Source organism: Haliea salexigens DSM 19537 (genome assembly GCF_000423125.1).
GTDB lineage: Bacteria > Pseudomonadota > Gammaproteobacteria > Pseudomonadales > Halieaceae > Haliea > Haliea salexigens.
The window spans coordinates 1-26623 of record NZ_AUHJ01000012.1 but is presented as its reverse complement, the minus strand read 5'-3'; the positions used below and the strand labels follow the sequence as shown (position 1 = coordinate 26623).

Annotated in this window: 20 protein-coding genes; 13 read left to right on the top strand and 7 right to left on the bottom strand. The window is 61.0% G+C overall.

From position 1 onward, the window contains the following. Positions 1–29 precede the first annotated feature (29 nt). The 9 genes from G533_RS22075 to G533_RS0113750 all read left to right on the top strand — a co-directional run bounded on the left by G533_RS22075 (position 30) and on the right by G533_RS0113750 (position 11431). The gene (locus tag G533_RS22075; protein ID WP_051230365.1) at positions 30–1127 is read left to right on the top strand and encodes an AI-2E family transporter; all 1098 of its coding nucleotides are present in this window, start codon (positions 30–32) and stop codon (positions 1125–1127) included. A 9-nt stretch (positions 1128–1136) separates the two neighbouring features. After that, the gene (locus tag G533_RS0113785) at positions 1137–2657 is read left to right on the top strand and encodes an efflux transporter outer membrane subunit (protein ID WP_027950460.1); all 1521 of its coding nucleotides are present in this window, start codon (positions 1137–1139) and stop codon (positions 2655–2657) included. Next, entirely contained in the window at positions 2654–3799 is a 1146-nt protein-coding gene (locus G533_RS0113780; RefSeq protein WP_027950459.1) for an HlyD family secretion protein, read from the top strand. The genes G533_RS0113785 and G533_RS0113780 overlap by 4 nt, the downstream gene beginning before the upstream one ends. After that, complete coding sequence (locus tag G533_RS0113775) at positions 3799–4857, top strand: DUF2955 domain-containing protein (protein WP_084639006.1); 1059 nt, start codon at positions 3799–3801, stop codon at positions 4855–4857. The genes G533_RS0113780 and G533_RS0113775 overlap by 1 nt, the downstream gene beginning before the upstream one ends. Then, positions 4857–5288, top strand: coding sequence for a potassium channel family protein (locus G533_RS0113770; protein ID WP_027950457.1), 432 nt, complete (start codon positions 4857–4859; stop codon positions 5286–5288). The genes G533_RS0113775 and G533_RS0113770 overlap by 1 nt, the downstream gene beginning before the upstream one ends. A 112-nt stretch (positions 5289–5400) precedes the next feature. Next, positions 5401–6951 carry an arylsulfatase gene (locus G533_RS0113765; RefSeq protein ID WP_035528254.1) on the top strand — a complete coding sequence of 517 codons (1551 nt, stop codon included), beginning with the start codon at positions 5401–5403 and terminating at the stop codon, positions 6949–6951. 18 nt (positions 6952–6969) lie between these two features. Beyond that, a complete protein-coding gene (locus G533_RS0113760; protein WP_027950455.1) occupies positions 6970–7629 on the top strand; it encodes an EthD domain-containing protein in 660 nt (219 codons plus the stop codon). A gap of 125 nt (positions 7630–7754) precedes the next feature. Then, positions 7755–10061: an arylsulfatase gene (locus G533_RS22070; protein WP_084639005.1), complete on the top strand. Its 2307-nt coding sequence runs from the start codon at positions 7755–7757 to the stop codon at positions 10059–10061. Between the two features lie 158 nt (positions 10062–10219). Continuing rightward, on the top strand, positions 10220–11431 hold the full coding sequence (locus G533_RS0113750) for an EAL and HDOD domain-containing protein (protein ID WP_027950454.1): 1212 nt from the start codon (positions 10220–10222) through the stop codon (positions 11429–11431). A gap of 2 nt (positions 11432–11433) precedes the next feature. Here the strand turns inward: G533_RS0113750 and G533_RS0113745 are convergent, their stop codons facing one another. Further along, a complete protein-coding gene (locus G533_RS0113745) occupies positions 11434–11769 on the bottom strand; it encodes a YegP family protein (protein ID WP_027950453.1) in 336 nt (111 codons plus the stop codon). Between the two features lie 156 nt (positions 11770–11925). Between G533_RS0113745 and G533_RS0113740 the strand changes: the two genes are divergently transcribed. After that, a complete protein-coding gene (locus tag G533_RS0113740) occupies positions 11926–12342 on the top strand; it encodes a YidB family protein (protein ID WP_027950452.1) in 417 nt (138 codons plus the stop codon). Here the strand turns inward: G533_RS0113740 and G533_RS0113735 are convergent. Continuing rightward, a complete protein-coding gene (locus G533_RS0113735) occupies positions 12339–13214 on the bottom strand; it encodes an oxidoreductase (RefSeq protein ID WP_205622626.1) in 876 nt (291 codons plus the stop codon). The genes G533_RS0113740 and G533_RS0113735 overlap by 4 nt on opposite strands. A 172-nt stretch (positions 13215–13386) precedes the next feature. Between G533_RS0113735 and G533_RS0113730 the strand changes: the two genes are divergently transcribed. Continuing rightward, the gene (locus tag G533_RS0113730) at positions 13387–15540 is read left to right on the top strand and encodes a TonB-dependent receptor (protein ID WP_205622625.1); all 2154 of its coding nucleotides are present in this window, start codon (positions 13387–13389) and stop codon (positions 15538–15540) included. Here the strand turns inward: G533_RS0113730 and G533_RS0113725 are convergent. The 3 genes from G533_RS0113725 to G533_RS0113715 form a co-directional block, all read right to left on the bottom strand. Then, positions 15534–16553 (bottom strand): hypothetical protein, encoded by a 1020-nt coding sequence (locus G533_RS0113725; RefSeq protein ID WP_027950449.1) that lies wholly within the window; start codon positions 16551–16553, stop codon positions 15534–15536. The genes G533_RS0113730 and G533_RS0113725 overlap by 7 nt on opposite strands. A gap of 272 nt (positions 16554–16825) precedes the next feature. Continuing rightward, positions 16826–17350, bottom strand: coding sequence for a fasciclin domain-containing protein (locus G533_RS0113720; protein ID WP_035528286.1), 525 nt, complete (start codon positions 17348–17350; stop codon positions 16826–16828). Positions 17351–17902: 552 nt separating this feature from the next. Further along, entirely contained in the window at positions 17903–18685 is a 783-nt protein-coding gene (locus G533_RS0113715) for an SDR family NAD(P)-dependent oxidoreductase (protein ID WP_027950447.1), read from the bottom strand. Between the two features lie 194 nt (positions 18686–18879). On the opposite strand from G533_RS0113715, the gene G533_RS0113710 reads away from it, so the two are divergent. Continuing rightward, the gene (locus tag G533_RS0113710) at positions 18880–21237 is read left to right on the top strand and encodes a membrane-bound PQQ-dependent dehydrogenase, glucose/quinate/shikimate family (RefSeq protein WP_205622624.1); all 2358 of its coding nucleotides are present in this window, start codon (positions 18880–18882) and stop codon (positions 21235–21237) included. A gap of 509 nt (positions 21238–21746) precedes the next feature. On the opposite strand, the gene G533_RS0113705 is transcribed toward G533_RS0113710, so the two are convergent. Then, positions 21747–23633 (bottom strand): winged helix-turn-helix domain-containing protein, encoded by a 1887-nt coding sequence (locus tag G533_RS0113705; protein WP_027950445.1) that lies wholly within the window; start codon positions 23631–23633, stop codon positions 21747–21749. Between the two features lie 153 nt (positions 23634–23786). Between G533_RS0113705 and G533_RS0113700 the strand changes: the two genes are divergently transcribed. Then, positions 23787–24524: a hypothetical protein gene (locus G533_RS0113700; protein WP_027950444.1), complete on the top strand. Its 738-nt coding sequence runs from the start codon at positions 23787–23789 to the stop codon at positions 24522–24524. 143 nt (positions 24525–24667) lie between these two features. Here G533_RS0113700 and G533_RS0113695 read toward each other — a convergent pair whose 3' ends face one another. Next, entirely contained in the window at positions 24668–26239 is a 1572-nt protein-coding gene (locus G533_RS0113695) for a hypothetical protein (RefSeq protein ID WP_027950443.1), read from the bottom strand. Positions 26240–26623 lie beyond the last annotated feature (384 nt).

Below are 26623 nucleotides of genomic sequence, written 5' to 3'. Positions count from 1 at the left end.
ACAGCACCCGCTGCCAGGACGAGCCCCTGATGACCACACTACCCACTCCCCCGCCACAAACCCCTGTGGTCGACCTTGTTATCCGTCTGGGGCTGGCGGCGCTGCTGGCCTGGCTGGCCATGCGCGTGTTCGCCCCCTTCGCCGCGCTGATGACCTGGGCCGTGGTACTTGCGATTGCGCTCTACCCCATTACCCGCTGGATCGCCACCAGGCTGGGCATCAGCGGTGGCTGGTCTGCAACGCTACTGGTGCTGGCCATTCTCGCCTTGCTGGGCACGCCCACCGTCATGCTCGGCATGTCGTTCATCGACGACATGCTGCGTGCCTACGGCGCGGTGATGGACGGGACGTTTCACCTGCCACCACCCGGCGACAACGTCGCCGAATGGCCGTTGGTGGGCCCACAAATTCACGCCACCTGGCAATCGGCGTCAGCGAACCTTGCCGAGTTTATCGGTGAACACCAGCAGCAGTTGCGTGATACTACTCGTCGCGCAGCCTCAGCCTTGCTGGGGGGTGTAGGTACCTTGTTGTCCCTGTTGGCCTCTTTTATCATCGCGGGTGTGATGATGGCCTATGCCCAGCCGGGCGCATCCACAACCCAGCGTATCTTTCGCCGTATCTGCGGTGAACAGGTTGGCGATGATTTGCATACGCTGTCTGTGGCCACCGTGCGCTCGGTCGCCATGGGTGTTGTGGGCGTATCTTTCATCCAGGCCTTATTACTGGGCGTAGGCTTTCTGCTGGCGGGTATCCCGATACCCGGTATTCTCGCGGTAGCCGCGCTGCTTCTCGGCATTGTGCAGGTGCCAGCCGCTTTGTTCACCATACCGGCCATCATTTGGGTTTGGGCCGCCGGCGATGGCTCAACAATGGTCAACACCCTGCTCACAATCTACCTTGTGATCGCCGGGCTCGCCGATAACGTGTTGAAACCCATGTTCCTCGCCCGCGGCGTTGCCGTGCCCATGCCCATCGTGTTGCTGGGTGCACTGGGCGGCATGCTGAGCAGTGGCCTCATCGGCCTCTTCGCCGGTGCCGTCATTCTTGCCATGGCCTACCAGGTATTCATGGCCTGGGTAAATGAAACGCGCCCCGCCGACCCGCCCGCCGAACCAAACGGGTAAGGTCCATCGGTGTTGAACTCGCTGCGCCATGTCACCGCCGTGCTCGGGCTGCTCAGCATTGCCGCCTGTGCCCCGTTGGGGCCTGATTTCCAGGAACCAGAACAGGCCTGGCTGCAGGACTGGCAACCACAGTTGTATGGTGAATCGCCCGCCAGCAGCGCCACCGGGCCGGTCACACTTGATGCCTGGTGGGCACAGTTCAGCGATCCCACACTCAGTGAGCTCATGCGTGTCGCTCGCAGCGAGAACCCCTCACTGCGCATCACCGGCCTGCGCATTCTGGAGAGCCGCGCGCTCGCGGGCATCGCGACCGGCCTGAGCTACCCGCAAGTGCAAACAGTCAGTGGCAATGCGGCGTGGGTCAACCAGCATCGGGCTGGCGGGGACACACGGGACCTGAGCAGCGGCGAACTCGCCTTCAATCTGGGCTGGGAGCTGGATTTCTGGGGGCGTTTCCGGCGTGGCATCGAGTCGGCGGACGCCGCCTACTTCGCCTCCATCGCCGCGCAACGTGATGCGCAGGTACTGCTCACTGCGCAGCTCGCCACACTGTACTTCAACTACAAGACAACCTTGCAGCGCATCGAAATCGCTGAACGTAACGTGGCCCTGCAGGAACGCAGCTACCAAATTACCGAGCGGCGATTTGAACGGGGGCAGGATTCCGAGCTCGACCTGCAACAGGCAAAGTCGCAGTATCTTTCTACCCTGGCAACCATTCCCGGCCTGCAGCTCGCCCTCACCCAGACCCGCAACGCACTGGGCGCGTTGCTGGGTCGCGCGCCCGGCAATGTGCCTGAGCTCTCTGCGGTGAACAGCCAACTGCCCGTGCTGGAGCCAAGCGCCCTGACCGCCATCCCGGCGCAACTTCTGCTGCGCCGGCCGGATGTTCGCGCCGCCGCATGGCAAGCCGCGGCCCAATCCGCTCAAGTGGGCATTGCGCAGGCTGATCTGTACCCCGCCATATCGCTGTTCGGAGTACTCAGCTGGAGCGACAACAGCCTCAACATCCTGGGCGAAACAACACAGCTGGCAATGGGGCCACGTGTGAGCTGGAACCTGTTCAATTACGGACGTATCGAAAATAGCGTGCGCGTACAGGATGCGCGCCTGCAACAGGCGCTGGAGCGTTTCCGAGGCACAGCACTCAATGCCGCTCGCGAAATGGATGATGCCGCCAGCCGCATAGCCCGCACCCGTGATACGCAGGATATTCTCGACCAGTCGCTGGTCGCAGCCGAGCGCTCCCTGACCATTGCAACCCGCCGTTATCAGGAAGGATACTCCAGCTTCCAGCGCGTACTGGATGCACAGGCGGTGACCTTCGCTCAGTCGGACCGTGCAGTCATCAACCGCGGGCAGCATGTCGCGGCTGTTATCGACCTCTATCGCGCGCTGGGCGGCGGTTGGACCGCGGCCGACAACGCGACCTTTTTGCCCGCCGCGCTACGCGAGACGATGCGCGAGCGCACCGACTGGGGCGAACTGCTTGACGCCCCGTTGCCCCAGGAACCGGATAACACGCCATGAACGAAACACAGCACAGCGATGAGGCACTCGAGGAAGCCCCCGACACCGCAGAGAGCGAGCAACCTGGGCGCAGCGTTGCCCGCGGTAGCCTTGGGGTGCTTGTCCTGCTGCTGGCGAGCCTGGGTTGGTACTTGCTTGCCGACCGTTTCACCCCGTATACCTCACAGGCTCGCGTTGAAGGGTATGTGGTTGGCGTAGCGCCCAAGGTCGCCGGCATCATCACCGAGGTTGCCGTGGAGAACAACGCGCGCGTTGGCGCCGGGCAAGTACTGTTCAGCATCGATCAGGACCAGTACGGCCTGGCCCTGCAACGCGCGCAATCCGAGCTCGCAAACGCGGTAAAACAGGTGGAGGCGGGCAACGCCTCGGTGGAGGCCGCGCGCGCCAAATTGCGCGCCGCCCTCGCCGGTGAGCTGCAGGCAAAACAGGACTACACGCGGCTCAAGCGTCTGCGCGAGGAAGACCCGGGCACCATCTCCGAGCGCCGTCTGGAGGTATCGGCCGCCGGCCTGGAACAGGCCAGCGCCCAGGTCGCCGCGGCCGCCGCGGACATTCAACGCGCCATAGAACAGAAAGGGGGTGACTCGGAAGCGGACAACGCGCTCCTGCAGTCAGCCAGAACCGGCGTCGCACGGGCACAGCTGGATGTCGACAACACCACGGTGGTTGCCGAGTCGGCGGGGGTGATCACCGACCTGCGTGCTGAAGTCGGCCAGTTCGCCGGCACCGGCACCCCGGTCATGACCCTGATCGCCGTTGACGATGTATGGATCAACGCTGCCTTTACAGAAAACAACCTTGGCAACCTGCGCCCCGGGGCGCGCGTCGAGATTCTGCTCGACGCCCTGCCCGGACGCATTCTGCGCGGCTCCATTCGCAACATTGGCGTCGGAGTGAGCGCCGGCGGCAACACACCCCCAGGCGCACTGCCCAGTGTGCAGAACAGCCGCGACTGGCTGCGCCAGGCACAGCGCTTCCCGGTGCAGGTCGCTTTTGACACGCCGTTGGAGCCGAGCGTGATGCGTCAGCTGCGCATTGGTGGCCAGGCCTCGGTCATCGCCTATACCGAGGGCCATGGCGTACTCGGCGCACTGGGCAAGCTGTACATCCGACTGCTCAGCCTGCTCTCTTACGCCTACTGATGACGCAGGTGCGCCGGCTGCCCATCGCTGCCCGTCGCAGCTTCCGCCTTGCCGCCGGCGTGGGCATTGCGCTCGCGCTCGGCTACGGTTTGGGTATGCCGCTGCCCTACATTGCCCCTTTGTTCGCGGTACTGCTGGGCGCCAAACCAGCCCCACCACCCGGTCCGCGGCAACTGCTGATGCTGATCACCCTGGTGGTGGTCACGCTTGGCCTGGGCGTGCTACTCGGGCCACTACTGCAACACGCGCCGTTCTCTGCGCTGCTGCTGATCACAGTGGGGCTGTTCGCCAGCAGCCAGATGGCACTGGAGCGCGGGCAGGAAACGCCCGCCACATTGCTGGCACTCGGGTTGACTGTAATACCGGCGACCAGCGCGCTCAGCCAGGCACTCGCCAGTGCGGTCATTACGGCACTGGCCGCAGGCATTGCCATCGCCGTGGTGGCGCACTGGATTGCCTACCCGCTGTTCCCGGAAGACCACGGAACCCCCGCTGCCGCACCGGAACCCAGCTCTGCGCCGCAAGCCCGATGGCTGTCGCTGCGTGCCACCCTCATTGTAATGCCGGCGTTTCTGCTCACACTGACCAACCCGGCACTGTATCTGCCCGTGACCGTGAAGAGCATTCTACTGGGCCGCGAGGCGACCAACACGGCCCTGCGCACAGCCGGGCGCGAGTTGATCGGTTCCACGGCTCTGGGAGGAGTCTGCGCGGTACTGGTCTGGTGCTGTCTGCAGCTGGCGCCAAACCTCTGGTTCTTCACCGGCTGGATGGTGCTTGTGAGCCTCGCGCTGGCGGCCGGGATCTACGGCGTACTGCCCTCGCGCCTGCCACCGACGTTCTGGGTCAATACGCTGACCACGCTGATCATTCTGCTGGGGGCCGCGGTTCAGGACAGCGCACAGGGCAACGACGTATTCCGGGCGTTTGCCGTGCGCATGGCACTGTTTCTCGCCGTTACCGTCTATGCCGTACTGGCCATGTCGTCTCTGGAAAAGGCGCGCCGCGCAATCGCCCAGCGCCGGCCACATTCACCGCTACGCAAGGGAGTGAGCTAATGCTGCAAAACCTGTTGCTCGGCCTCACCATGATGAGCTTCTGCCTGTTACTGCAGGGTGTGCTGGTGGTTGCCGCTTTGCGCTACTACATTCACCAGCGCCGCCACCGTGCGCAATCCGGTTTTCTCTCGGCCATGCGCGTCACCAGCGGGCTGATGCTGATCCTTATCGCCGGTAATACACTGCAGTTCACCGCCTGGGCCCTGCTGTTCTACGCACTGGGGGAATTCGCCACGCTGGGCGACGCGGTCTATCACTCCGCCGTCAACTTCGCGACTTTGGGTTACGGCGATATCGTGATGTCACCCGAGCGGCGCTTGCTCGGGCCGCTGGAGGCCATTAACGGCGCACTGATGATTGGCGTTTCCACCGCCGCCCTGTCGCGCGCGTTCAACGAAGCGCTGCACCAGTGGATCGCCGTGCCCGAGTAGCTCACGACAGCCATTCGTTGACAGCTCTACGGTGAGCCCATAACCTTCAGTCAGTTTGATGCGGCGCTGACCTCGCGCAGCCGCCGTGTTAATCACACAGAGGAGAATAATAATGCGTCCACGACCCTCGCGCCGCAGCGGCATTCTGCGCGCTCTCTGCGCCACCTTGCTGATGGGCCTGGCTGCCAATGCTTCCGCCGCCGAACGGCCCAATATTCTGGTCATCATGGGCGACGACATCGGTATCACCAACATCAGTAAATATAGCCTCGGCATGATGGGTTACCAGACGCCCAACATCGACCGCATCGCCAACGAGGGCATGATCTTCACCGACTACTACGGTGAACAGAGCTGTACGGCGGGACGCTCCGCCTTCATCACCGGGCAGCATCCACTGCGCACGGGGCTCACCAAAGTGGGTGTCCCTGGAGCCGATGTCGGTATTCAGCCGGAGGACCCGACGCTTGCCGAGCTACTCAAGCCACTGGGTTATACCTCCGGGCAGTTCGGCAAGAACCACCTCGGTGACCGGGATGAATTCCTGCCCACCAACCACGGATTCGATGAGTTCTTCGGCAACCTCTACCACCTCAATGCCGAGGAGGCCCCGGAAGACCCTGCCTGGCCGACCGACCCCAACATGACCCGGCTGATCACCCCGCGCGGTGTCATTCGCTCGACTGCCGATGGCAAGATAGAAGACCTCGGCCCGCTGAACCGCAAGCGCATGGAAACGGTGGATGAAGAGTTCCTGGCCGCCTCACTGAACTTCATGGATCGCGCGCACGCCAGTGACAAACCTTTCTTTGTCTGGTTCAACTCCACGCGCATGCATTACTACACGCACCTGAAGAGTGAAAGCAGTGGCCTTTCCGGCCAGGGCTTTTACAACGACGGCATGGTCGAGCACGACAACCACGTGGGAACCCTGCTCGCCAAACTCGATGAGCTCGGCGTTGCCGACAACACCATCGTGATCTACACCACGGACAACGGCGTGCACTACAACCAGTGGCCGGATGCCGGTATCACACCCTTCCGCGGCGAAAAGAACACCAACTGGGAAGGCGGCTTCCGCGTCCCCGCCATTGTGCGCTGGCCGGGCGAAGTGGCCGCCAACAGTATCTCCAACGAGATCATGTCGCATCTCGACTGGGTGCCCACCCTCATGGCGGCGGCGGGAGATCCCGATATCAAAGCCGACTTGCTGGATGGTCACAGGGCGGGCGGCAAGACCTACAAGGTGCACCTCGATGGCTACAATTTCCTGCCCTACCTGACGGGTGAAGTGCAAGAGGGCCCGCGCAAGCTGTTCTTCTATGCGAGCGACGATGGCGACTTGCTGGCGGTACGCGATGGCGACTGGAAGCTGGTATTTGCCGAGCAGCGTGCGAACCGCTTCGATGTGTGGCGCGACCCGTTCGTACAGTTGCGCATACCGAAGATATTCAACCTCCGCCAGGACCCCTTTGAGCGGGCGGACACAGACTCCAATATGTACAACCGCTGGTGGGACAAGAAGATCGCCGCGCGCGGTATTCCCGGTGCGATTCTCGTGCGCCAGTTCCTGGCCTCGTTCCAGGAGTTCCCACCCCGTCAACGTCCGGCTTCATTTACCATTGACCAGGAAATGGAGCGGTTTAGAGAGGGAGCGCGCTAGCGTGCCCGGAGATCCAGCATGAAATCGATCTGCCTGCTCAGTCGCCTCTCCGGCACCAGCCCGGAGGCCTTTCGTGACTACTACGAGAACAACCACTCACGCCTGGGTAGCCGCTACTTCCCCTTCGCCAAGTACGTCCGTAATCATGTGATCTCCGCCTCACCCGCGGTCGACTTTGACGTCATCACCGAGTTCTTCTTTGCCCCGGATCTGGACGTAGCCGGGGTGCACAGTGGCCGCGTGAGAGAAATGCTCGACGCTGACGAGCGCCGCTTCATGGAGCAGCGTTTGATTCGTCCGGCCGGCGCGGAAGAGTCGTTGTTGGCGGGGCCACCACGAGACGTTGAGGCCCCTGGGCGGTTGCGGCAGATACTGCTGTTAAATCCCATTGCCGGAGCTGGAGGCAACTTTGTCGACAGCGTCACCGCATGGGGAAAGCAACTCGCCGACCACCAGCAGGTACTGCGCGTCACGCTGGACAGCGCATCTGCACAGCCCCCGGGGGGCGCCAATGCGTTCCCCTACGAGGCGCTGCTCAGCCTGTGGCTGGAGGACGGCAGACCAGTGCAACCTGGCGAGCCACCCGCCGGCGTCGAGTTGACCGTGAACCTGTTGACCGAGGTGTGTGAAAGTCCGCCGGAACTGCTGCGTGAACTCTACCAACCCGATGCAGGGTAAGCGTTTTATCTGCTGTTTTCTGGGGACTCAATGCAACGGGATATGCATCGAAACCGGCATCTGCGAACGTGGAGTTCGCCCGTACATCGGAATAACGAACGCCAACCCCCAGAGGATGTGACGCAATGTGTATAACACCACGCCAGGCAGGCAAACTGGTCATCACACTGGTACGCTGTTGCACCTCCTGGGTCCTGGCCACAGCGCTCTTCGCCAGCGGCACTGCGGCGGCCATCACCTTGCCGCAACCGCCGGCAAATGCACCCAATATTGTCATCGTACTGCTCGACGATGTGGGCTTTGGTGCCACCAGCACCTTCGGTGGCCCGGTGGAAACCCCCACACTGGATGCTCTGGCCCAAAGCGGGTTGCGCTTCAACCGCTTCCACACCACCGCCATCTGCTCACCCACGCGAGCTGCATTGCTTACCGGGCGCGACGCCCACGCCGCCAACGTGGGGGCCGTGCTGAACTCCGCCAGCACGCTGCCCGGGTACCAGGGTGTGCTGCGCCCCGAAACTGCCACCATCGCGGAAATCCTCCGCGAGCAGGGCTACAGCACCGGGGCATTTGGCAAATGGCACCTGACCCCAACCTGGGAATCGTCTCCGATTGGCCCCTTTGACCGCTGGCCCACCGGCGTCGGTTTTGACACGTTCTATGGCTTTCTGGGCGGAGAGACAGACCAGTACGAACCCACGCTCTACCGCGGCACGACGGCAGTGAGACGCCCGGCCGGGGACAGCTACCATGTTACCGAGGACATTGTGGACGAGGCCATCGGCTGGGTCGACCTGGTGCAGTCCTTGTCTCCCGACAAGCCCTTCTTCGTGTACCTGGCACCCGGCGCTACGCATGCGCCGCTGCAGGTGCCGGCACCCTGGATCCGCCGCTACGAGGGCCACTTCTCCGCGGGCTGGAACCAGATGCGCGAAACCATTCTGGAACGGCAAAAAGCGCTGGGCATTGTGCCCGCCGATACCGCACTGACTCCCGCACCTGAGGCCCTGCCTGCCTGGGACAGCCTGACCCCTGAACAAAAGCAGGTTGCCGAGCGGCTGATGGAAACCTACGCGGGTTTTCTGGAACATACTGATGCCCAGGTGGGGCGCCTGACCAGCGCCCTGCGTCAGCGCGGGCAGCTCGACAACACCCTGTTCATCTACATCGCAGGTGACAACGGCAGCAGCGCAGAAGGCGGGCTGGAGGGCAGCATCAACTACATGGGCGCGCTGCAGGGCATGCCCGAGACCCTCGAGCAACAACTCGCCGCGCTGGACCGCATCGGCGACGAAACCACCTACCCGCAATATCCAGCGGGCTGGGGCTGGGCGCTGACATCCCCTTTCCAGTGGGTTAAACAGGTCGCCTCGCACCTGGGCGGTACCCGGGTGGGCGCAGTGGTCAGCTGGCCCCGGGTCATGGGCGAGCAGGCCGGCGGCCTGCGCTCGCAGTTCACCCACGTCAATGACGTGGTACCAACCATTCTGGATGCGCTGGCAATTGGCGCCCCGGAGACCGTGCGAGGCGTAGCCCAGCGCCCGATGGACGGCAGCAGTTTTCTTGCCAGCCTGTCACAAGACGATGCACCAGAGCACCATCCCACCCAGCTGTTTGAAGTCAACGGCAACCGGGCCATCTATCACGAGGGCTGGATGGCTTCTGCCTTCCACCAGCGCCTGCCCTGGAGCGTCGGTTTGCCTGGGGCGCCAAGCGCCATGGAAGATGACCGCTGGGAGCTGTACAACCTCGAAGAGGACTTCAGCCAGGCCCGCAATCTCGCCGACAGCAGGCCGGAGAAACTGACCGAATTGCAGGCAGAGTTCCAGAGAGAAGCCGGGCGGCTGGGCATCCTGCCGTTGCGCAGCGCCATGGATACGATGAATAGTCACCCGCTTCCCAGCCTGCGGGGGGAGCGGCGCGAATTCAGCTACGGGCCCGAGGCGGTTGGCATTCCCGAGACACAGGGGCCGCCCCTGTTCAACCGCTCCTGGTCACTGGAGGCGACCCTGACCGGGCCGGAGCCACGTGGGGTCATCGTCACCATGGGCGGCACGGTAGCCGGTTGGAGCCTGTACCTCGACAACCAATCGCGACCTGTTTTCCGTTATCGCAGCTTTGAGCAGGGCGAGATTACCCTGCAGGGAGACGAAGCGGTGAGCGGTGACGTGCAGTTAGCGCTGAACTTTGCCTACGACGGTGGCGGCTACGCAAAAGGTGGTGAGTTCACCCTGATAGTCGACGGCAAACCCGTGGAGGCGGCCCGCATAGCGGCCACGCCACCGAGCTTTTTCTCGATTGATGAAACCTTTGACGTTGGCGTGGATACCGGTTCCCCCGCAGGCACCTACCCTGCCGACAGCCCCGTCGGCTACCCACTCGCCGGCGCCAGCCTGCGTCGTGTCAACATTCTCACAGCGCCACCGCGCTGAGTCGCGACCATGCGGCGCCTGTGCAACCAAAGGGCGCCGCGTGAGCCTTAAAAGACGTGTGAACCGCTTCGCATTCCCGGCGCTATTCCGGTGAAACCGGCCTCCATGCGCTATACTCCAACGCCACTTGCAACGACAGGAACACAGGGAGCGGTTTCTTGAAGAATCATTTCTTCCTCGCGCGCCAACCGATTCTGGATCGAAACCTCAAGCTGTACGCTTATGAACTGCTGTTCCGATCGTCCTCTGAGAACTGTGCGCCCGCGGGGCTCGACGACGACGCGGCCACCGCGCAGGTACTGACCAACGCGATGGAGATCGGTATCGATCGCCTGTCGCGCGGTCACATCACGTTCATCAACCTGCCGCGGCAATTCCTGCTGGATCCCGACCTCCTGCCCATCGAGCCCGTGCGTGTCATGCTGGAGATTCTCGAGGACGTGGTACCCGATGACGACGTGCTCGCCGGGGTGGAGTCGCTGCGCGAGACCGGCTTCAAAATCGCGCTGGATGACGTTGTCGAATCCGAGAGCTACGACCGCCTCATGCCAATGGTGGACACCGTCAAGATCGACATACGCGCCATGCCGGAAGATACCTGGGCGGCGCAAATCGGGCGCATCAAGACCTACGGCTGCAAGGTGCTGGCAGAGAAGGTAGAAACCGAGGAAGAATTCCAGACCCTGAAGGCATTGGGTGTTGACTACTTCCAGGGGTATTTTTTTGCCCGCCCACGCATCGTTAGCGGCAGACGCCTGCCCACGAACAAGATTGCACTGCTGCGACTGCTGGCCCGCATCAGCGACCCGGATACCGACCTGGAGGAGCTGCAGTCGCTGATCAGCCAGGATGTGGGCCTCAGCGTCCGGGCATTGGCCTATGTCAATTCCGCCGCTAATGCGCTGAACCGAAAGATCGACTCGATCAAGGAGGCCATTGTCTATCTCGGGCGCGGCGTGATTCGCAACTGGGTTGTGCTGTACATCATGAGTGGCGTAGACGGCAAGGCCGATGAAATCGTTACCATGGGCCTGGTACGCGGCAGGCTCTGTGAACTGCTCGCAGAGCACTGCGGGCTCGCCAACGCGGACAGTTACTTCACCGTGGGTCTTTTGTCGGTGCTTGATGCCCTGCTTGATGTGCCTCTGGAAGAGGCGCTCAAATACCTGCCACTGCCGGAAGACATGCAGGATGCCCTGATCAACCGAGAGGGTGACCGCGGCGAGGCGCTGAGCTGCGCGCTAAGCCTTGAAGCCGGTGACGCGGGCTCAGTCGAATTCCGCAACCTGGACGCCATGGAGCTCGCTGACATTTACATGTCAGCTGTGCAGTGGGCCGATGTTGCCGCCCGGCAGGCCGGGCTGGAGTAAGGTCAGACGGTGTTGTCAGCCAGTCCGGCGTCGGCACCGTTTTTCTTCACCGAGGCGATGCCATTCTCCAGCGCCGCCTTGCTCTTGTACATCTGGCTCTTGCCAATCACCTGGCTGTTGCCGGACTTGAGTACAAAGTAGCTCTCGCCACTGGTCGCCACCTTCCGTTCAAAGCGGCCCTCCTCCGATGAGTTCTTGCGCACCGACGCGATGCCTTTTTCTGCTGCCGCCTTGCTGTCATACAGCTGGCTGGTCAACACAATCTGCCCGTTGCCGGACTTCAGGTTGAACATGAATTTTCCGCTGGGGCTCTTCTTCAGGTCGAATTTACCGGCCATGGGACGCTCATCTCCTGTGGGTGGGACGTTTGCAGCTTAATACACCTTTGCGTTAGCGCCAACCACCCGCACCGCGTGACACAACATACTGCTTGGTATGACTGGCAGTCTGGGTATACTGCGGAGAAGCAATAACGACAAACAGGGAACAATCCAATGGATCTATTGAACCTCGGTGCGCAGCTGCTCTCCCAAAAGCTGGGCTTGAACGTTGATACGGAAACCGTGAAGAATGCCTTGTCGAGCTTGCTCGGTGACGGTTCGGGCACGATCGATTTCGCCGGGCTGGCCGGACGCATGGCGAGCAACGGCGAGCTGGGCACCGTGCTCAATTCCTGGCTTGGCGATGGTAGCAATGCCTCCATCAGCGCTGACAGTATTCTCGACGTGCTGGGGCGCGGCGATGTAGCCGATTTTGCAAACAAGGTAGGCACCAACACCCAGGCAGCGGCCGGTGGTCTTGCCGACGTGCTGCCACAGCTGATGGACAAGGCAAGCAGCGGCGGCAGCCTGCTGGAGTCGGTCGGTGGCCTGGGCGGGTTGATGGGGGCCGCGAAGTCCTTTTTGCGCTAGCCCCGCGAACCATCGGCGTCGTCAACCGGAAAATCGGCCGCCAGCGTAAGCCTCTCCCAGCGCGCGAGATCGGCCTGCAATGCGCTGATTTTGTCCCGGTAGGCGGCCAGCACACCCGCGCCAAGCAGTAGCTGCACCGGGGGCGCCTCCATCGCGTAAAGGTCGACAATAATCTTCGCCGCGCGTACCGGGTCGCCCGGTTGCTTGCCGTCCATCTCGGCAATCATGTTCAAACGGCTGTGCACGTGGTCCTCGTAGGCCGGCAGGCGCTTGTCGCTGCGCTGCATGGAGCGGCCCGACCAATCTGTGCGGAAGGCACCCGGCTGCACTGAGCTTACGCGTATGCCCAGCGGCGCCACCTCCTTGGCCAACGCATCCATGAAACCTTCCAGTGCGTACTTCGATGCGCTGTAGTAGCCCGTTCCCGGGTTCGCCATGACGCCAGCTTGCGAGGACATCGTGATGATATGGCCCCTGCCCCGCTCGCGCATGAGCGGAAGCACAGCGCGAGTCAGGGCCAGGGCGCCGAAAAAGTTGGTTTCGAACATGCCCCGCACCGCCGCGTCTTCGCCCTCTTCCACAGCAGCCACGTAGCCATAACCGGCGTTGTTGACCAGCACATCAATGTGACCGAACGCGCTGAGGGTATTCGCCACGGCGGAGGCAATGGAGCCGGCGTCGGTAACATCCAGCGCCAATGCCACCGCTTGTTGCGGCCACGCACTGACCAGGTCGGCGATCGCCTCAGGGCAACGCGCAGTGACCGCTACCCGGGCACCACTTTCCAGCGCAGTGCGGGCGATTTCCCGGCCAAAGCCGCTGGAGCAGCCGGAAATCAACCAGACCGAATCCTGCAATGTGGGAGTCATCATTCCTCCAACCACCAGACGTCGTTCGCGACCCACCGCACTCGCGGTATGGTTTATCGACCCCGAGCGCACACTTTTGGTGCAAAGCCCGACAAAAGCTTGCCGCCATTCTGCCTCTGGGCCTGAATGTCGGCCAGCTACCGCCACTCAACAATAAATCACTCAAGGAGTCTACATGTTACGCCTCAGGATGCCTGACCACGCCCGCCTGCCGCTCGCCTCGGCCATACTACTTGCCAGTTCCGTGGCGGTTGCACAGCCCGCGTTGGAAGAGGTGATTGTCACCGCCGAGAAGCGCTCAGAAAGCCTTCAGGACACACCTATTTCCATCGCAGCACTGGACGCAGAGGCTCTCGAGAAATTCGGTATTACCGACATGGTAGATCTGCAGGGCAAGGTACCCAACCTACAGATCACACCGCACCCGAACAGCATGAGCACACCGCGTATTTTCATCCGTGGTGTCGGCAACTTTGACGACCAGATTACCCAGGATCCCAGCGTCGCGGTATATATGGATGGCGTGTACGTCGCACGCAATCAGGGCATGGGCATTGAGGTTGCGGAACTTGAGCGTATCGAGGTCCTGCGTGGCCCACAGGGCGCACTGTACGGACGCAATGCGACGGGTGGCGCCATCAACTTCGTTACACGTGCGCCCGAACTGGACGAGTGGCGCTTCAGCCAAAGCGTGACTTCCGGCGACAGGGATCTCTTCACCAGCAGAACCATGATCAACATACCTTTGGGAGAGACCACCGCCCTGCGCTTGTCGTACCTCACCACCGAACAGGATGGCTTTATCCGCAACGCCGGTAGTGGCGAGGAATACTTTGGAAGTGAGGACCGCGAGGCCCTGCGCGCCGACTTCTTGTGGCGCCCCAACGATGAACTGGAATTCCGCTATGGCTACGACCGCTCAAAAATAGATGATTCGCCTTATTACCTGGCCTACCAAACCGCCGACACGCCGTTAGAACGTCCCGACGCCAGTAATCCAGCAGTGAATGACCTGCTGCCGCACGACATCGATATTGATGGCCACCAGGCGACCGTCACCTGGACCCCCACAGACCATGTCACCCTGAAATCGATTACCGCCTTTCGTCAGATGGACAGCTTCCTCTATCAGGACTACCTGAGCGGCCGATTCGGGCCTGTTGCATCACTGATCACCCGCGACACATTGGACCAGGAGCAGTGGAGTCAGGAATTCCAGGTTCTCGGGAACGCCCTGGATCAAAAACTGGACTACGTGGCAGGGATCTACTATTTCCGCGAAGACGGGAACTGGAGCAACCGCAACAGTCTGCCGGCCTTTGGCCAGGCAACGGGGGATGATGCCGAAGTCGAGAATCGCGCGTTCGCACTGTACGCACAGGCAACCTGGACGCCGGATCTAGTGGACAACAGGCTACACGCCACCCTCGGGGGACGCTGGTCGAGAGACCAGCGCCAAGCTGAACTGTCCAAGTTTGCACTCGTCGCCGGCGATGTTGTTCCATTGGGGACCGGCGATGGCGACAAGACTTTCACCAATTTCAGCCCCAGTTTCACCCTGGCCTACGACTTGGGTGACACCAGTAACGTCTACGCGAAAGTGGGCAGCGGCTATAAAACCGGCGGTTTCAACGTGCGCCCTTCCACCATTGAGCGCTTTGAAGAAGGCTTCGATGAGGAGACACTGCTTTCCTGGGAACTGGGTGTTAAATCTGAACTCTGGAGCAACCGGCTGCGTGTGAATGCCGCCGCGTTTTACGCCGACTACGACGACATTCAGGTCAACGCGTCATCTGACATCAACGACCCCACGCGTGCCGATATTCTGAATGCCGGCGAGGGGACCATCCAGGGCCTGGAGCTTGACGTAACCGCCGCGCTGCATCAGCGCCTTACACTGGCGCTGAGCTATGGTTACCTGGATGCGGGTTATGACGAAATCATTGATGCGCTCGGCAACGACGTCACCGACAACTACGCATTTATCAACGCACCGCAGCACAGTGTGCTGGCCGACTTGGATTGGGATATCGCCGAACTACCCATTGGCGAGTTGCGCTTCAACCTCAACTACAACTGGCAGGACGAGAAGGCCATTACCACCAGCACGGTCAATGGGTTATACACGACCGAAGCTTACGGGCTGCTGAACGCGCGGCTCACCCTGGCCGAAATTCCGGGCCTTGCCGCCGGCTCGCTGCGCATCGCAGCCTGGGGTCGCAACCTGGATGACAAAACCTATGCGTTCATCAATGCACCACTCTTCGGTGGCTTTCGAGCCTATGGCGAACCGAGAACCTGGGGCATCGACATCACCTGGGACTACTGAGCAACGCCGTCAATTGTGCCGCGTATAAACTCCTGAACGGAATCGTCCGATTCCGCTTTCAGGAGAAACCCGTTGCCCACCGCATACCACTGGGTTTCCAGAGAGCTGACCGGAACACCCGTACCGGATGTTTCCACCGACTCTTCCTGCACCCTGCAGGCTGTGTAAGTACCGCCTGGGACCGTGATCACCTCGGTGCCCAGGTATGTGGTTGTCAGCTCAAGTGTCTGGCTGGAAGAGGTTCCACTGCTGTCTTGCACCGCGGATGAATAGGTCTGCTGAAAACTCTCGCCGGCGGCCAGGTCCCAGCGATTCAGTTTGAACGGCGACAATACCACCGTCGCTGATGTGAGCGGCGGCTGCGCGGTTTCCGCCTCGCTGCCGTAGTACCGCAACTGCTGTGCGCCTGTATTGATGGAAAACCAGGTCAGGTTGGTGGCCAGCAAGTTGCCGTCGCTACGCTGTTCCAAGCGCATACGCGTGGCGGGGTTGCCACCAAAAAGCCCGCTGCCGTCAATCAACTGATCGAACTCGGCGACAACATAGCCGCCAAAGGGACTGGGTCTGCGATACTCGGAAATCATTCGGGTGCCCTGCCTGAACAGCGCTGGATTGAAACAGGCGCTGAGGGGCTCTGAGCCGTAAGAACCGGGTGAGGTCGACGCGAACACCGGGTTGAGAAAGAACACCTCGTTATTGTCGAGAAACGCGAGCAGCGCGTCATTGCCTGCAAAGCCTGATGTGAACAGGCGACACGAGGTGCGATTGCCGCCGCAGAGCCCGCGGTGCTGTTTCTGCCATTGCGCGAAGCGATACCCTTCCGCCGGCCGCGCGACAAACGTCTCGTCGAAGAACAGATCAACCACATCGACCACACAGGTACTACCCGCGCGGCAATTCAGGCTGCCTGACTCGGTCGCCACCGAACCCCCCTCAGGGACAGTAATCGATATCTTGCAGGCGCTGAGCGCCATGAGGAGAACGATGACACCAGAAAAAGCGACTCTGCGCATGAAACTTGCTCCTGTCTGTCGAATGCAACTCGCTCGCGTGAACCTCAACGTGAACCCGAAGGCCAGCACAGGCGGGCTGGACGAACGCGCAAAACCCTGCCATCAGCAGTGGTCATGACTGCAAGCATAGACCAAAAAGCGATGGTTGAGGGCGTGACAGAATGGAAAGGGCAAACAGATATGTTCGCCGCTCGCGGCCACAGCAGGCCGCAGGAAATTGAAAAGTCGATTCCGCGACGACGACCCCGCTGGGTCACCGCCGCGTACAGGGGTCAGCTGTTAGGCAGAATGACTGCATCAATCACGTGAATCACACCATTTGAGGCACTGATGTCCGTTGTCGTAACGTTCGCAACATCAACTTTGACGCCCGCATCAGACACCGAAATATCGATGGTATCGCCTTGCAGGCTGGTGGCCTCGCTCAGCTTAACCACATCTGCGGCCATCACCTTGCCGGACACCACATGATAGGTGAGGACCGCCGTCAGCGTGTCCTTGTTCTCCGGCTTCAATAAATCCTCCAGGGTTCCGGCAGGCAGGGCGGAAAACGCGGCGTTGGTTGGTGCAAACACGGTGAACGGACCTTCACCGGAGAGCGCGTCCACCAGACCTGCAGCTTGCAGCGCGGCAACCAGTGTAGAAAAATCCGGGTTGCCCACGGCAATCTCAACGACCGTTGGCTTATCCATATCCATGCCTTCCGTTTCTGCATGGTGCTCGGCGTTGGCGCTGTACGATGTCAGCAATGCGCCACTCAGGGCGGCCATTGAAAGAATTCTGGTAAACAGTTGCATGGTGGTACCTCGCAAGTGGGGGATAATCATCGGGCTGATTGCCTGATTTCCATATACGTTACGAGGGGCCCACTCTCGCAGACTTACGTTGTAGAGCTTTTGACCACTTACTCCGCGAAGGCAGGCTGCTGTGTTCAGCAGACGGTTGGGTGGCTATACGCAGACCAGCCTCGTGGCATGCGCTCAAGAACTTGCACGCCCCGGATCTCCACGTTAGCTCGCGCCCTCTGGTCACAATGCCCCGGGGCAAATTGCGCGTGAGAGTGGCGCGCAACGCGTGACGTGTGATATTTTCGTGTAAACGTTTACATATAATTAAAGGCCTGCAGATGCAAAACGGCCTTCACAGGGAAGCTCGTGCAACGTTGGGGCTACCCTGACTGGACATCAGTCTCGTAATACCAACAAGAATCGCTAAACCCTGTTATCCGCCAATCTCTCAGGCCCGGCGGCACCCCAAACGGTACCCGCGACCACAGCCCCCAGAAAGGCTCTGCGCTCCCAGACTCGTGCGCCGTGCAATGAAGCCATTGTGAGCCTCTGGTATTTCCCCTAGAAGCGGGGAGAATTCGTGCGCGCCGAAACACCACCGTCAACTGACAGCAGGCTGCCATTGATGTAAGAGGCCTGTTGAGAAACCAGGAAACAGATCGCGTTGGCGATCTCATCCGGCTCGCCAAGGCGTCCGGGCACAATCTGGGATGCCCAGGCATCAACCCCGCCTGGTGACTGCGACGCCGCCTGTAGCATAGGGGGAGTGGCAATTGGGCCCGGCAGGATGACATTGCAGCGTATACCGTACCGCGCATTTTCTACCGCCGTGGTGCGAGTCAGGTTGACCAAACCAGCCTTGGCTGCGCCATAGGCGCCAAGGCCTTCCTCGCCGGCCAGCGCAGCGCCCGAGGCAATGTTGACGATAGCCCCGGACTGCGGTCCCTGATTGCGCCGCATCGCCTTTAGCGCACTGCGTACCCCGTAGAATGCTCCGGTGAGAGTCACCTGAAAAACACTGTCCCACTCTTCGTTGCTGCACTCTGCCAACGGACCGAACAAAGAACGTGCCGCGTTATTCACCCAGATATGCAAAGCGCCGAACGTTTCGGTAGCGAGCTCGCTGAGTTGCTCCGCAGTAGCCGGGTCGCCAATATCCCCCGCATGAATAACAGCGCTATCGGGGTTTTCCAGCAGGTTGCGGGTGGCTTCGGCATCTTCACCACGCAGGTCATTCAGTACCAGTCGGCAGCCCTCGCGATTGAGCAGCAGCGCTGTAGCCCGACCAATGCCACTGCCAGCACCCGTAATCACGGCGACACGGCCTTCTAGATCGTCGTACATAAATCACTCTCGTTCATTTTATTGATGTTCGATGCTGACTCGTCCGTGAACACCGCACGTCATATATTTTGATGACATCTTTATCACGACAAAGAGTATAGCTCGATGCCCGTGCGGGTATCTCCTGCAAATGCACGAGGTGAGCACTGCTCGTAAGCCGCTAGACTCGAACGACCGCAAAAGAGGTCGGCACGATGAAGTCTCGGCGCTATCGAAAGTTCCTGCAAAAAATGATGAGCCTGCTGCTGCTGGCCATTGGCGGCTGGCTCGCAGTGGGGGGCGCGTGGCTGGTGAGTCTGGGAGGTTCGCTCTACTACCTGTTATCGGGTGTTGCGACCCTGGTGGTCGCCCGCCTGGTTTGGCAGGGCCGACTGCTGGCTTTTTGGCTTTATGTCGCAATGACAGCCGCCACGTTGGTTTGGGCTCTGGCTGAAGTCGGCCTGGATTTCTGGCAGCTGCTACCTCGCCTGGGTTTGCCGCTCGGTTTGTCGATTTTCCTGGCGCTGGCCGTCTTGCCTGGGGTTCAAGCCAAAAATACGGCGAGGAAAGCCTTTAGCGCGCTGAGCATCGGTTGCATCGCCGTGGTTTCTGCGGTGCTGGCAGTTGCATTCAACGTGAGCAGTGTACCGACGGCACGCCACGCTACAGTGCCACTCACAGCCCCTGGCACAGCGGTTGATAGCACCGATGCCAGCCAATGGCACCATTACGGCCGCAACAAGGCGGGTACCCGCTATGTGCCCGCTGCACAAATCAACCGCGATAATGTAGACCAGCTCGCGCTGGCCTGGCACTACCAAAGCGGAGACTTGCCGGAGGCTTACCCGGAATCGCACAGCGCCTATAGTTTCCAGGCAACCCCGTTGAAGGTCGATGACAGCTTGTATTTCTGCTCACCGCGCAACAAGGTGATTGCGCTGGACGCCGAAACGGGGCGGGAGCGTTGGCGCTTCGACCCTGACATCGATACTCGTGGTGTCCATATGCTTGCCTGCCGTGGCGTGTCCTACCATCACGATGTCGACACCGGCACGCGCTGCGCAAAGCGAATTCTGGTCGCGACGCTGGACGCACGTATGCTTGCGCTTGATGCCCAGACAGGGGAGTTGTGCCCTGATTTTGGCGAAAGCGGCGAAATTTCACTCCTCGAGGGGCTCGGCGAGGTAAAGCCGGGCTACTACCTGGTCTCTTCACCTCCGGCGATCGTGGGCGATGTCGCGATCGTCGGCGGTTTTGTGCTCGATAACATGTCACTCGATGAACCGCCGGGCGTGGTGAGGGCTTATGATGCGAAAACCGGACGCCAGCTCTGGGCCTGGGATGCCGGGCGACCCGATGAAGCAGGAACATGGCAACCCGATCAAGCCTACACACGCAACTCACCCAACGCCTGGAGTTTGTTCAGCGCCGACCAGAAGCTGGGGCTGGTCTATGTGCCCACCGGCAATGCAACGCCGGACTATTTTGGCGGTCATCGCGATGACGCCCAGGATCGCTACGCCAGTTCAGTGGTGGCGCTCGATGTCGCCAGCGGCACGGTGCGCTGGTCTTTTCAGACAGTGCATCACGACCTGTGGGATTACGATGTTGCCTCCCAGCCAGTACTGGTCGATCTTGCCATCAATGGCGAAACGATACCCGCGCTGATTCAGCCGACCAAACACGGCGAAATATTCTTGCTGGATCGCCGCACGGGGGAGCCCCTCGCCGCCGTCGAAGAAAAGCCAGTGCCGCGCGGCACAATTCCCGACGAGCGCTATTCCGCGACCCAGCCGGCGTCGGTCGGCATGCCCAGCCTCACGCCTCCGCCACTCACGGAAAAGGACATGTGGGGTGCCACACCTCTCGACCAGCTCTGGTGCCGCGCCACCTTTCGACAATTGCACTACGAGGGTAAGTTCACCCCGCCGGGATTGGAGCGCAGCCTGGCCTGGCCGGGTAACAATGGGGTGATGAACTGGGGAAGCGTCTCGGTGGACGAGACCCGTCAGTTGATGGCGGTGAGTTCATCTTATATGCCGCTATTGGTGCAATTGATCCCTCGAGAACAGGCGCCGTCGGGCGACCAAATCACCTTCGATCAGCGCGGCGTGCCTATCTCGCCGCAGTTGGGCACCCCGTACGCGGTGAGTACAGAGAGACCTTTCATGTCACCGCTCGGTGTGCCCTGCAATGCGCCGCCATGGGGACGGCTTTCGGTGATTGACTTGAATACGCGCACACTACTCTGGCAGCGACCGCTGGGCACTACCTCCGATGTCGCGCCATTCGGTATTGCCATGCCCGGTGCGTTTACCCAGGGGGGCTCAATCATTACCGCGGGAGGCCTGGTGTTCATAGCCGCGGCTCAGGACGACTACCTGCGCGCGTTTGATATCGACACCGGCGCTGAGTTATGGAAGGGGCGACTGCCTGCTGGTGGGCAAGCCACCCCGATGAGCTTCGTATCGGCTCTCGATGGCAAGCAGTATGTTGTGATCGCCGCCGGCGGACACGCGTACATGCAAACAACGATCGGCGATCACGTTGTCGCTTACAGTCTCCCGGACTAAACACGAAGCATTTGACGGGCGTTTTACAGCCCGCGCGATCGGCCACTGCTTTAGCTGAGACAATGACGCGGTTGCTCATGTCACCGCCCTCTACATCCGGCATCATATTGCCAAGCTCGCCGCGACGCAGACAGGGCTCTCCTATGATGGCGCCCTGGTGCCAGCCAAACTATTGGACACATGGCGAGAAAATGTCATCTCTGTGCCGCGAGTTCGGTATCTCCAGACCCACAGGTTACAAAATCTTCAGTCGATACCGGAGCTTTTCAAGGTAGTTGTCGCATGAACTCACTGCGGTCCGGTTAAAAGTTAGATAAAGGTATTTTTCCCATTTAAACCAATTACTTACGGCGAAATACGGGTCTCCCCGACTTGAACACAAATCCGGCACAATCTCCTCCTGGCAAATAACTGGTGCTGAGAGGGTCTCGCCAGACCAATCCTGATGTGGCTGAAAGTGAAGCGAGGTTTGGGCGGCCCTCCAGCCAGTCGTCGTCGATCTCTTATTCTCAGCGTACCTCCAGCAGCGCCTCCACATCAAACGCTATCTGCCGCAGCTGCTGCGGCGCGCGACCGAGCTCCGCCAGCATGTGCTGCCAGCGCGGGTCTTCGCGCAGGTTGTCGAACAGGGGGTCCGGCAGGTTCGTCAGCAGCAGCGTCTGGTTGCGCTCACGCAGGCGCGCCAGCCATCGGAAGGCCGCATCCGCGTCGCCACCGACGGCGTGCAGCTGCGCGATACGCATGGCCTCGGATTCACCGTTCTCGGCCTCGAAACGCTCGAGCAGTGAACGGAAGCACGCGATGTCGCCTTGCGCGTGACACAGCAACGCCCGGTAAAATTCCTGGAACTTTCTCGCCTTTGCCGGCACCGTCTGATCGATAATCTCCTGTGCCGCCGCGAAATCGCCCTGCATGATCCTGGTCAGGCCGAGGGTCAGGTGACCGCCGCGCGAACGTTCCATAACCTGCCGGACGGCGGCCTCGGCCTGGCGCGGCTGACCGGCGGCGATGTAGGCCTGTGCCTGGTTCATGTAGCAGGCGGTGCAGAAGGGATCGAGATCGAGCGCTCCCTGGTACAGGGCCACCGCCGCGGGAAAGCGTTCCAGCGCGTAGGCAAGGTCGCCGGCAACTCCCAGGTGTCGGGGATTCCCCGGCTCCTGCGTCAGGGCCTCGGTCACGTGCTCGGCCGCCGCCGGCAGGTCGTTCTCTACCTTGAGGGCCAGTGCGGCCAGGGCCCCGTGGGCACCAGCGCTGCCCGAGGGCACGGCGAGCATCTCCTCGGCCAGCGTGCGAACCCGTTGCGCCACGTCGGTCCCGGACAATTCGCCCCGATAGACCTGCAGCAGGTAGCTCCGGGCCAGAAGATCCCGCACCGGGATAAAACGCGGACTCCTGCGCGCGACTCCCTCCAGTGACATGATCGCGCTGCCCAGTTCGGCGAACTCACCGCTTCGCAGCACGTGCAGGGCGCGCAGGTACAGGGTGTAATCGTCCGGGGCTATCACCGTGTCAGACCCGGCCTGTTCCATCACCGTCAGCTGGAACAGGCCCGCAACAGCGCTGGCGACCTGGCTCTGTACGCGCAGGATATCGCCGTACCTGCGGTCGAGCGTCTCGGACCAGACATGGTGGCCGCTGTTCGTTTCGATCAGCTGTATCGTGATCCGCAGGAGCCCATCGTGTTCGCGAATACTGCCCTCGAGGAGGTGCGTGGCGCCCAGCTGCGCACCGATCTCCCTTGCGGTCAGCTGCTGACCCAGCTGCGGCAGGAATGACGAGGTGCGGGAGATGACCCGCAGGCCATGCACCCGGGTCAGGCTGTTGATGATTTCTTCCGGCAGGCCGAGGGCCAGATAGTCCCTGTCGCCCGCCGGCGTGAAGTCGGCGAAGGGCAGCACCGCAATGACCGGGGAAGACGCCGCGGATGTCTCTACTGCATCGGGCCCGGGCCTCAGGAACAGCCACCACGCCAGTAGCAATGTACCCAATCCCAGTATCGCCGCCGTGAACCAGGCTCCACGGGTCGTGCCGGACAAGGCTGCGGACGCCGGCGGCTGTGCGGCGGCCGGCGTATCCACGGCCCGGGCACTGAACAGGTACCCTCGACGAGGCTGCGTCCTGACCGCGTGCCGGCCCTCATCGCCAAGGGCCCGGCGGATGTCCACGAGGCACTGCGCCAGGCTATCGTCGGTGACCACCGCCTCACCCCAGATCCTGTCGAAGAGCTCTTCCTTGCTAATCAGGCGGTCGGGGTTGGCCACCAGGTACTGCAGAACGCGAAACGACTGCGGGCGCAGCGTGATCGTCTCGCCGTCCCGCAGGACCGCGCCCCGACTTGCGTCGATCGCAAAATGCTCAAATTGCCTGAGTGCTCCTGAAGCCACTGCAGAAGTCATTCACATACCGCCCATAATGCCGTTTTCCGCGAATTTCGCGCTGATTTCGTGGACTTTCGTCCAGTTTTCGTCACTCCACTTGTCTCAGGTCCTACCCTGAGGGTGCAAATTGCGAATTCCATCCTGACAGCGAATCCGAGGGAGCACCCCATAATGAAGCAGTCGATTCTCATAGTCATCACCTTGTCCACCCTTCTGCTGGGTGGCTGCAAGATCCGCATTGAGGTACCGGAAGGTGGCCGTGTCACCACCAACTCCGGTACCTACGACTGCGAGACCGGCGCGGTCTGCGAAATCGATGTGGTGGACCTGTTTTTTGATGAAACCTTCCGCGGCGAACCGGCGACCGGCTACCGCTTCGACAGCTGGCTGAAGCGCCAGCGCGGCCTGTGTGGCGGCTCCGGCGGGTCCTGCCGGCTCTTCACGTCGGGCTTCGAGGGCAATGACATCCTGATGGGCTTCCTCGAGCGGCAGGAGGAAGTATTTTTCCTCGTGCCCCAGTTCGTGCAGATTCCCACGGATGCATTTGACCCGGCGCTCATCCAGTCGACGGCGTTCCTGGTGCGCGAGGAAGGCTTCTCGGTGACCTATCGCTTTTCTGAGAACGGCAGCTACAGCAAGCGCGCCGGGCCGATCGTGGCTTCCGGAAAGTACACCTTCGAACTCAACGACAGGGTGATCAACTACACGCAACTCGCGGACACGGACAGGAACGACCTGACGGGCTACGCCGTCTTCGAGAGCTTCGACGCCGCGAACGGCATGTACAGGGTCTGCTACACGGACGATCAGGACGTGCGGTCCGCGAGCACGGCCGTGGACATCTGCGCGAACGGTGGGCGCGGTAACCTGTCAGAGCCCACACGGCTGCGTTTCTTTATCCAGGAGTAGTGACTGCCACCGGGCACTCAACAGCGGCTCTCGCGCGGTGGTAAAAACCCTGCAATGGTGCGCTCAGCACACTGCTCGAGCGACGGGCACCGGGGATCGGGAACCAACGGCGACCACTCACCGGTCGCCCTCCGCAGCACCTGTTATTCCCAGCGCGCGGAGCTGCAGTTCAACTCCAGGCCGCTGAGAAAATCCCGGGGTGAGAGCGGGTCACCATCCCTGAAATGAAGAGTCACTCCCACCGCAAACGTATTCGCCGGACACTCGACCATAGATTTCCAGCTCACGCAATTCTGCATCTCCTGGAATGTCACGGTTTCATAGCTGGCGTCCCAGTTACCGTCGGGGAAGCGCGCCTTTCTCACCTGCGCCCGAATGCCCTTGACCCGATTATTGATCCCGTTATTGCACACCTGGATCGCGGTGAGCGGCTTGAAGGTACCCGCCTCGGGCTTAAAAAGAACCCGCGCGAGGGTTGTCAGGGGATTGATTCGGGGCAGCCCCTCGCTGCAGACATCGTACTCCGTCGCCTGAGACCCCGGCGGACTGCTGTCTCCCTGCCAGGCCGTGCCCGGGGCTGAATGAATGTACACGGTGCAAGGTTTGTCGTAGTTTTCCCGCGTCTCAATCCAGTAGGGGAATCGCTGCGAATCCGTGAAAACCACGCGCTGCGTGTAGTCACCTTCACCTCCGCTTGTTCCCGAGTAGATCAGCACCTCTGCTGTGTACCCCAAGACTGGCACTGGCACCGCCGCCTCTTCCGGGGCTCCCGTGGTGGAACCTGAGTCGGGTTCTTCAGCAATACCGGGATTCTCTGCAATCGCCGTGGACAGGATGTCTTCAGACAGGTCTGGCTCCGGCTCTTCGAGCGTTCTCAAGTCCGGGCCCGACGATCGGGTAGATCCGCCTGCGCCGCTCCCCCCAAGGTCCTGCCCTGCGGCGACGGACCCCGCGATACTGCCGCCCGAGGGCAGCACCGATTCTTCAGGCAAGCGATACACTTCGGGACCTGATGGCGGAACGTCGCCGGCCACCGCCGGTAACGAGCCACCTGCGGCCCCCGAGGAGTCGCCATTGAATATCCGGAAATTCGCAAAGCCGATCTGGGCCGGGAATCTGGAGTCATTTATTCTTCCGCCCACGGAAACCATGGTGGGCTGCATCTTGAAGCGCGGAAGAAAGAACACGAGCTGATCATCCATGGTGAACCGCAATGAGCCGTTACTCAGCTCAACCACCACATGACGCCATACAGGCTCGAGTGTTTGCAGCGGCGGCAGATGATTCTTGGCTACACCCGGCGCGGGGTGATTCCAGCTGGTTTCCAGACCATCCCGGTGGATCACAAACGGCTTGTAGCGGATATCGCCCTCTGCAAATCCGGAACCTCCCGGCCATAGACGCAGGTAAAAACGCTGCCCATACAGCGATGAGGTTTCGTCAAAGAACACGTCAAACTCAATCGAGAAATTCTCCGCCAGGTAATTGGCGTCCTCACCATTGACCAGAGGGAAGATAGTGCCGCCACTGGGGGGAAACGCAATAATTCTGCCTTCCGCCGTATCCGCGACCGTTGCCAGCCCTCCGATCAGGTCCCATTGACTGGGAAAGCCGCCGGATATCTCTCCCTCGCCGGAATCGTGGAAAATCTGCGCTGCTACGGACACGTGGCAGAGGGTCACCAACAGGCAGGTAACAATTATTCTGATCTTCATGGCATCCCCGTGCTGTTACAGAGGGCGACCCGTGCGCCGGGCCCGCGCAAACCGTCTGGAGGCTTCCGATACCTTACCTTGAGCACGACATCAGGGCAAAGGCTGGAGAGGGTGAGTCGTTGGAGGTGGCTTCAAGGCTACTACGGCATACCTCCACTCAGGTCACTCAGAAGCACTACGGGAGGGCTATCGAAACGATCTAAGCCAAGGCTGTTAGGCAAATGTGAAGCTATTAGACAACAGCAAAAAAGCCCCCGACTTGGAGACTTCTAACTTGCTGATTTTATTCTGTAGTACCTGAGACATAACTTACAGCATATACCGGAAACATGGTTTACACCTTTAGGTATTTGGGAGACGCCCAAATGCCCTGGAAAGAGTGTA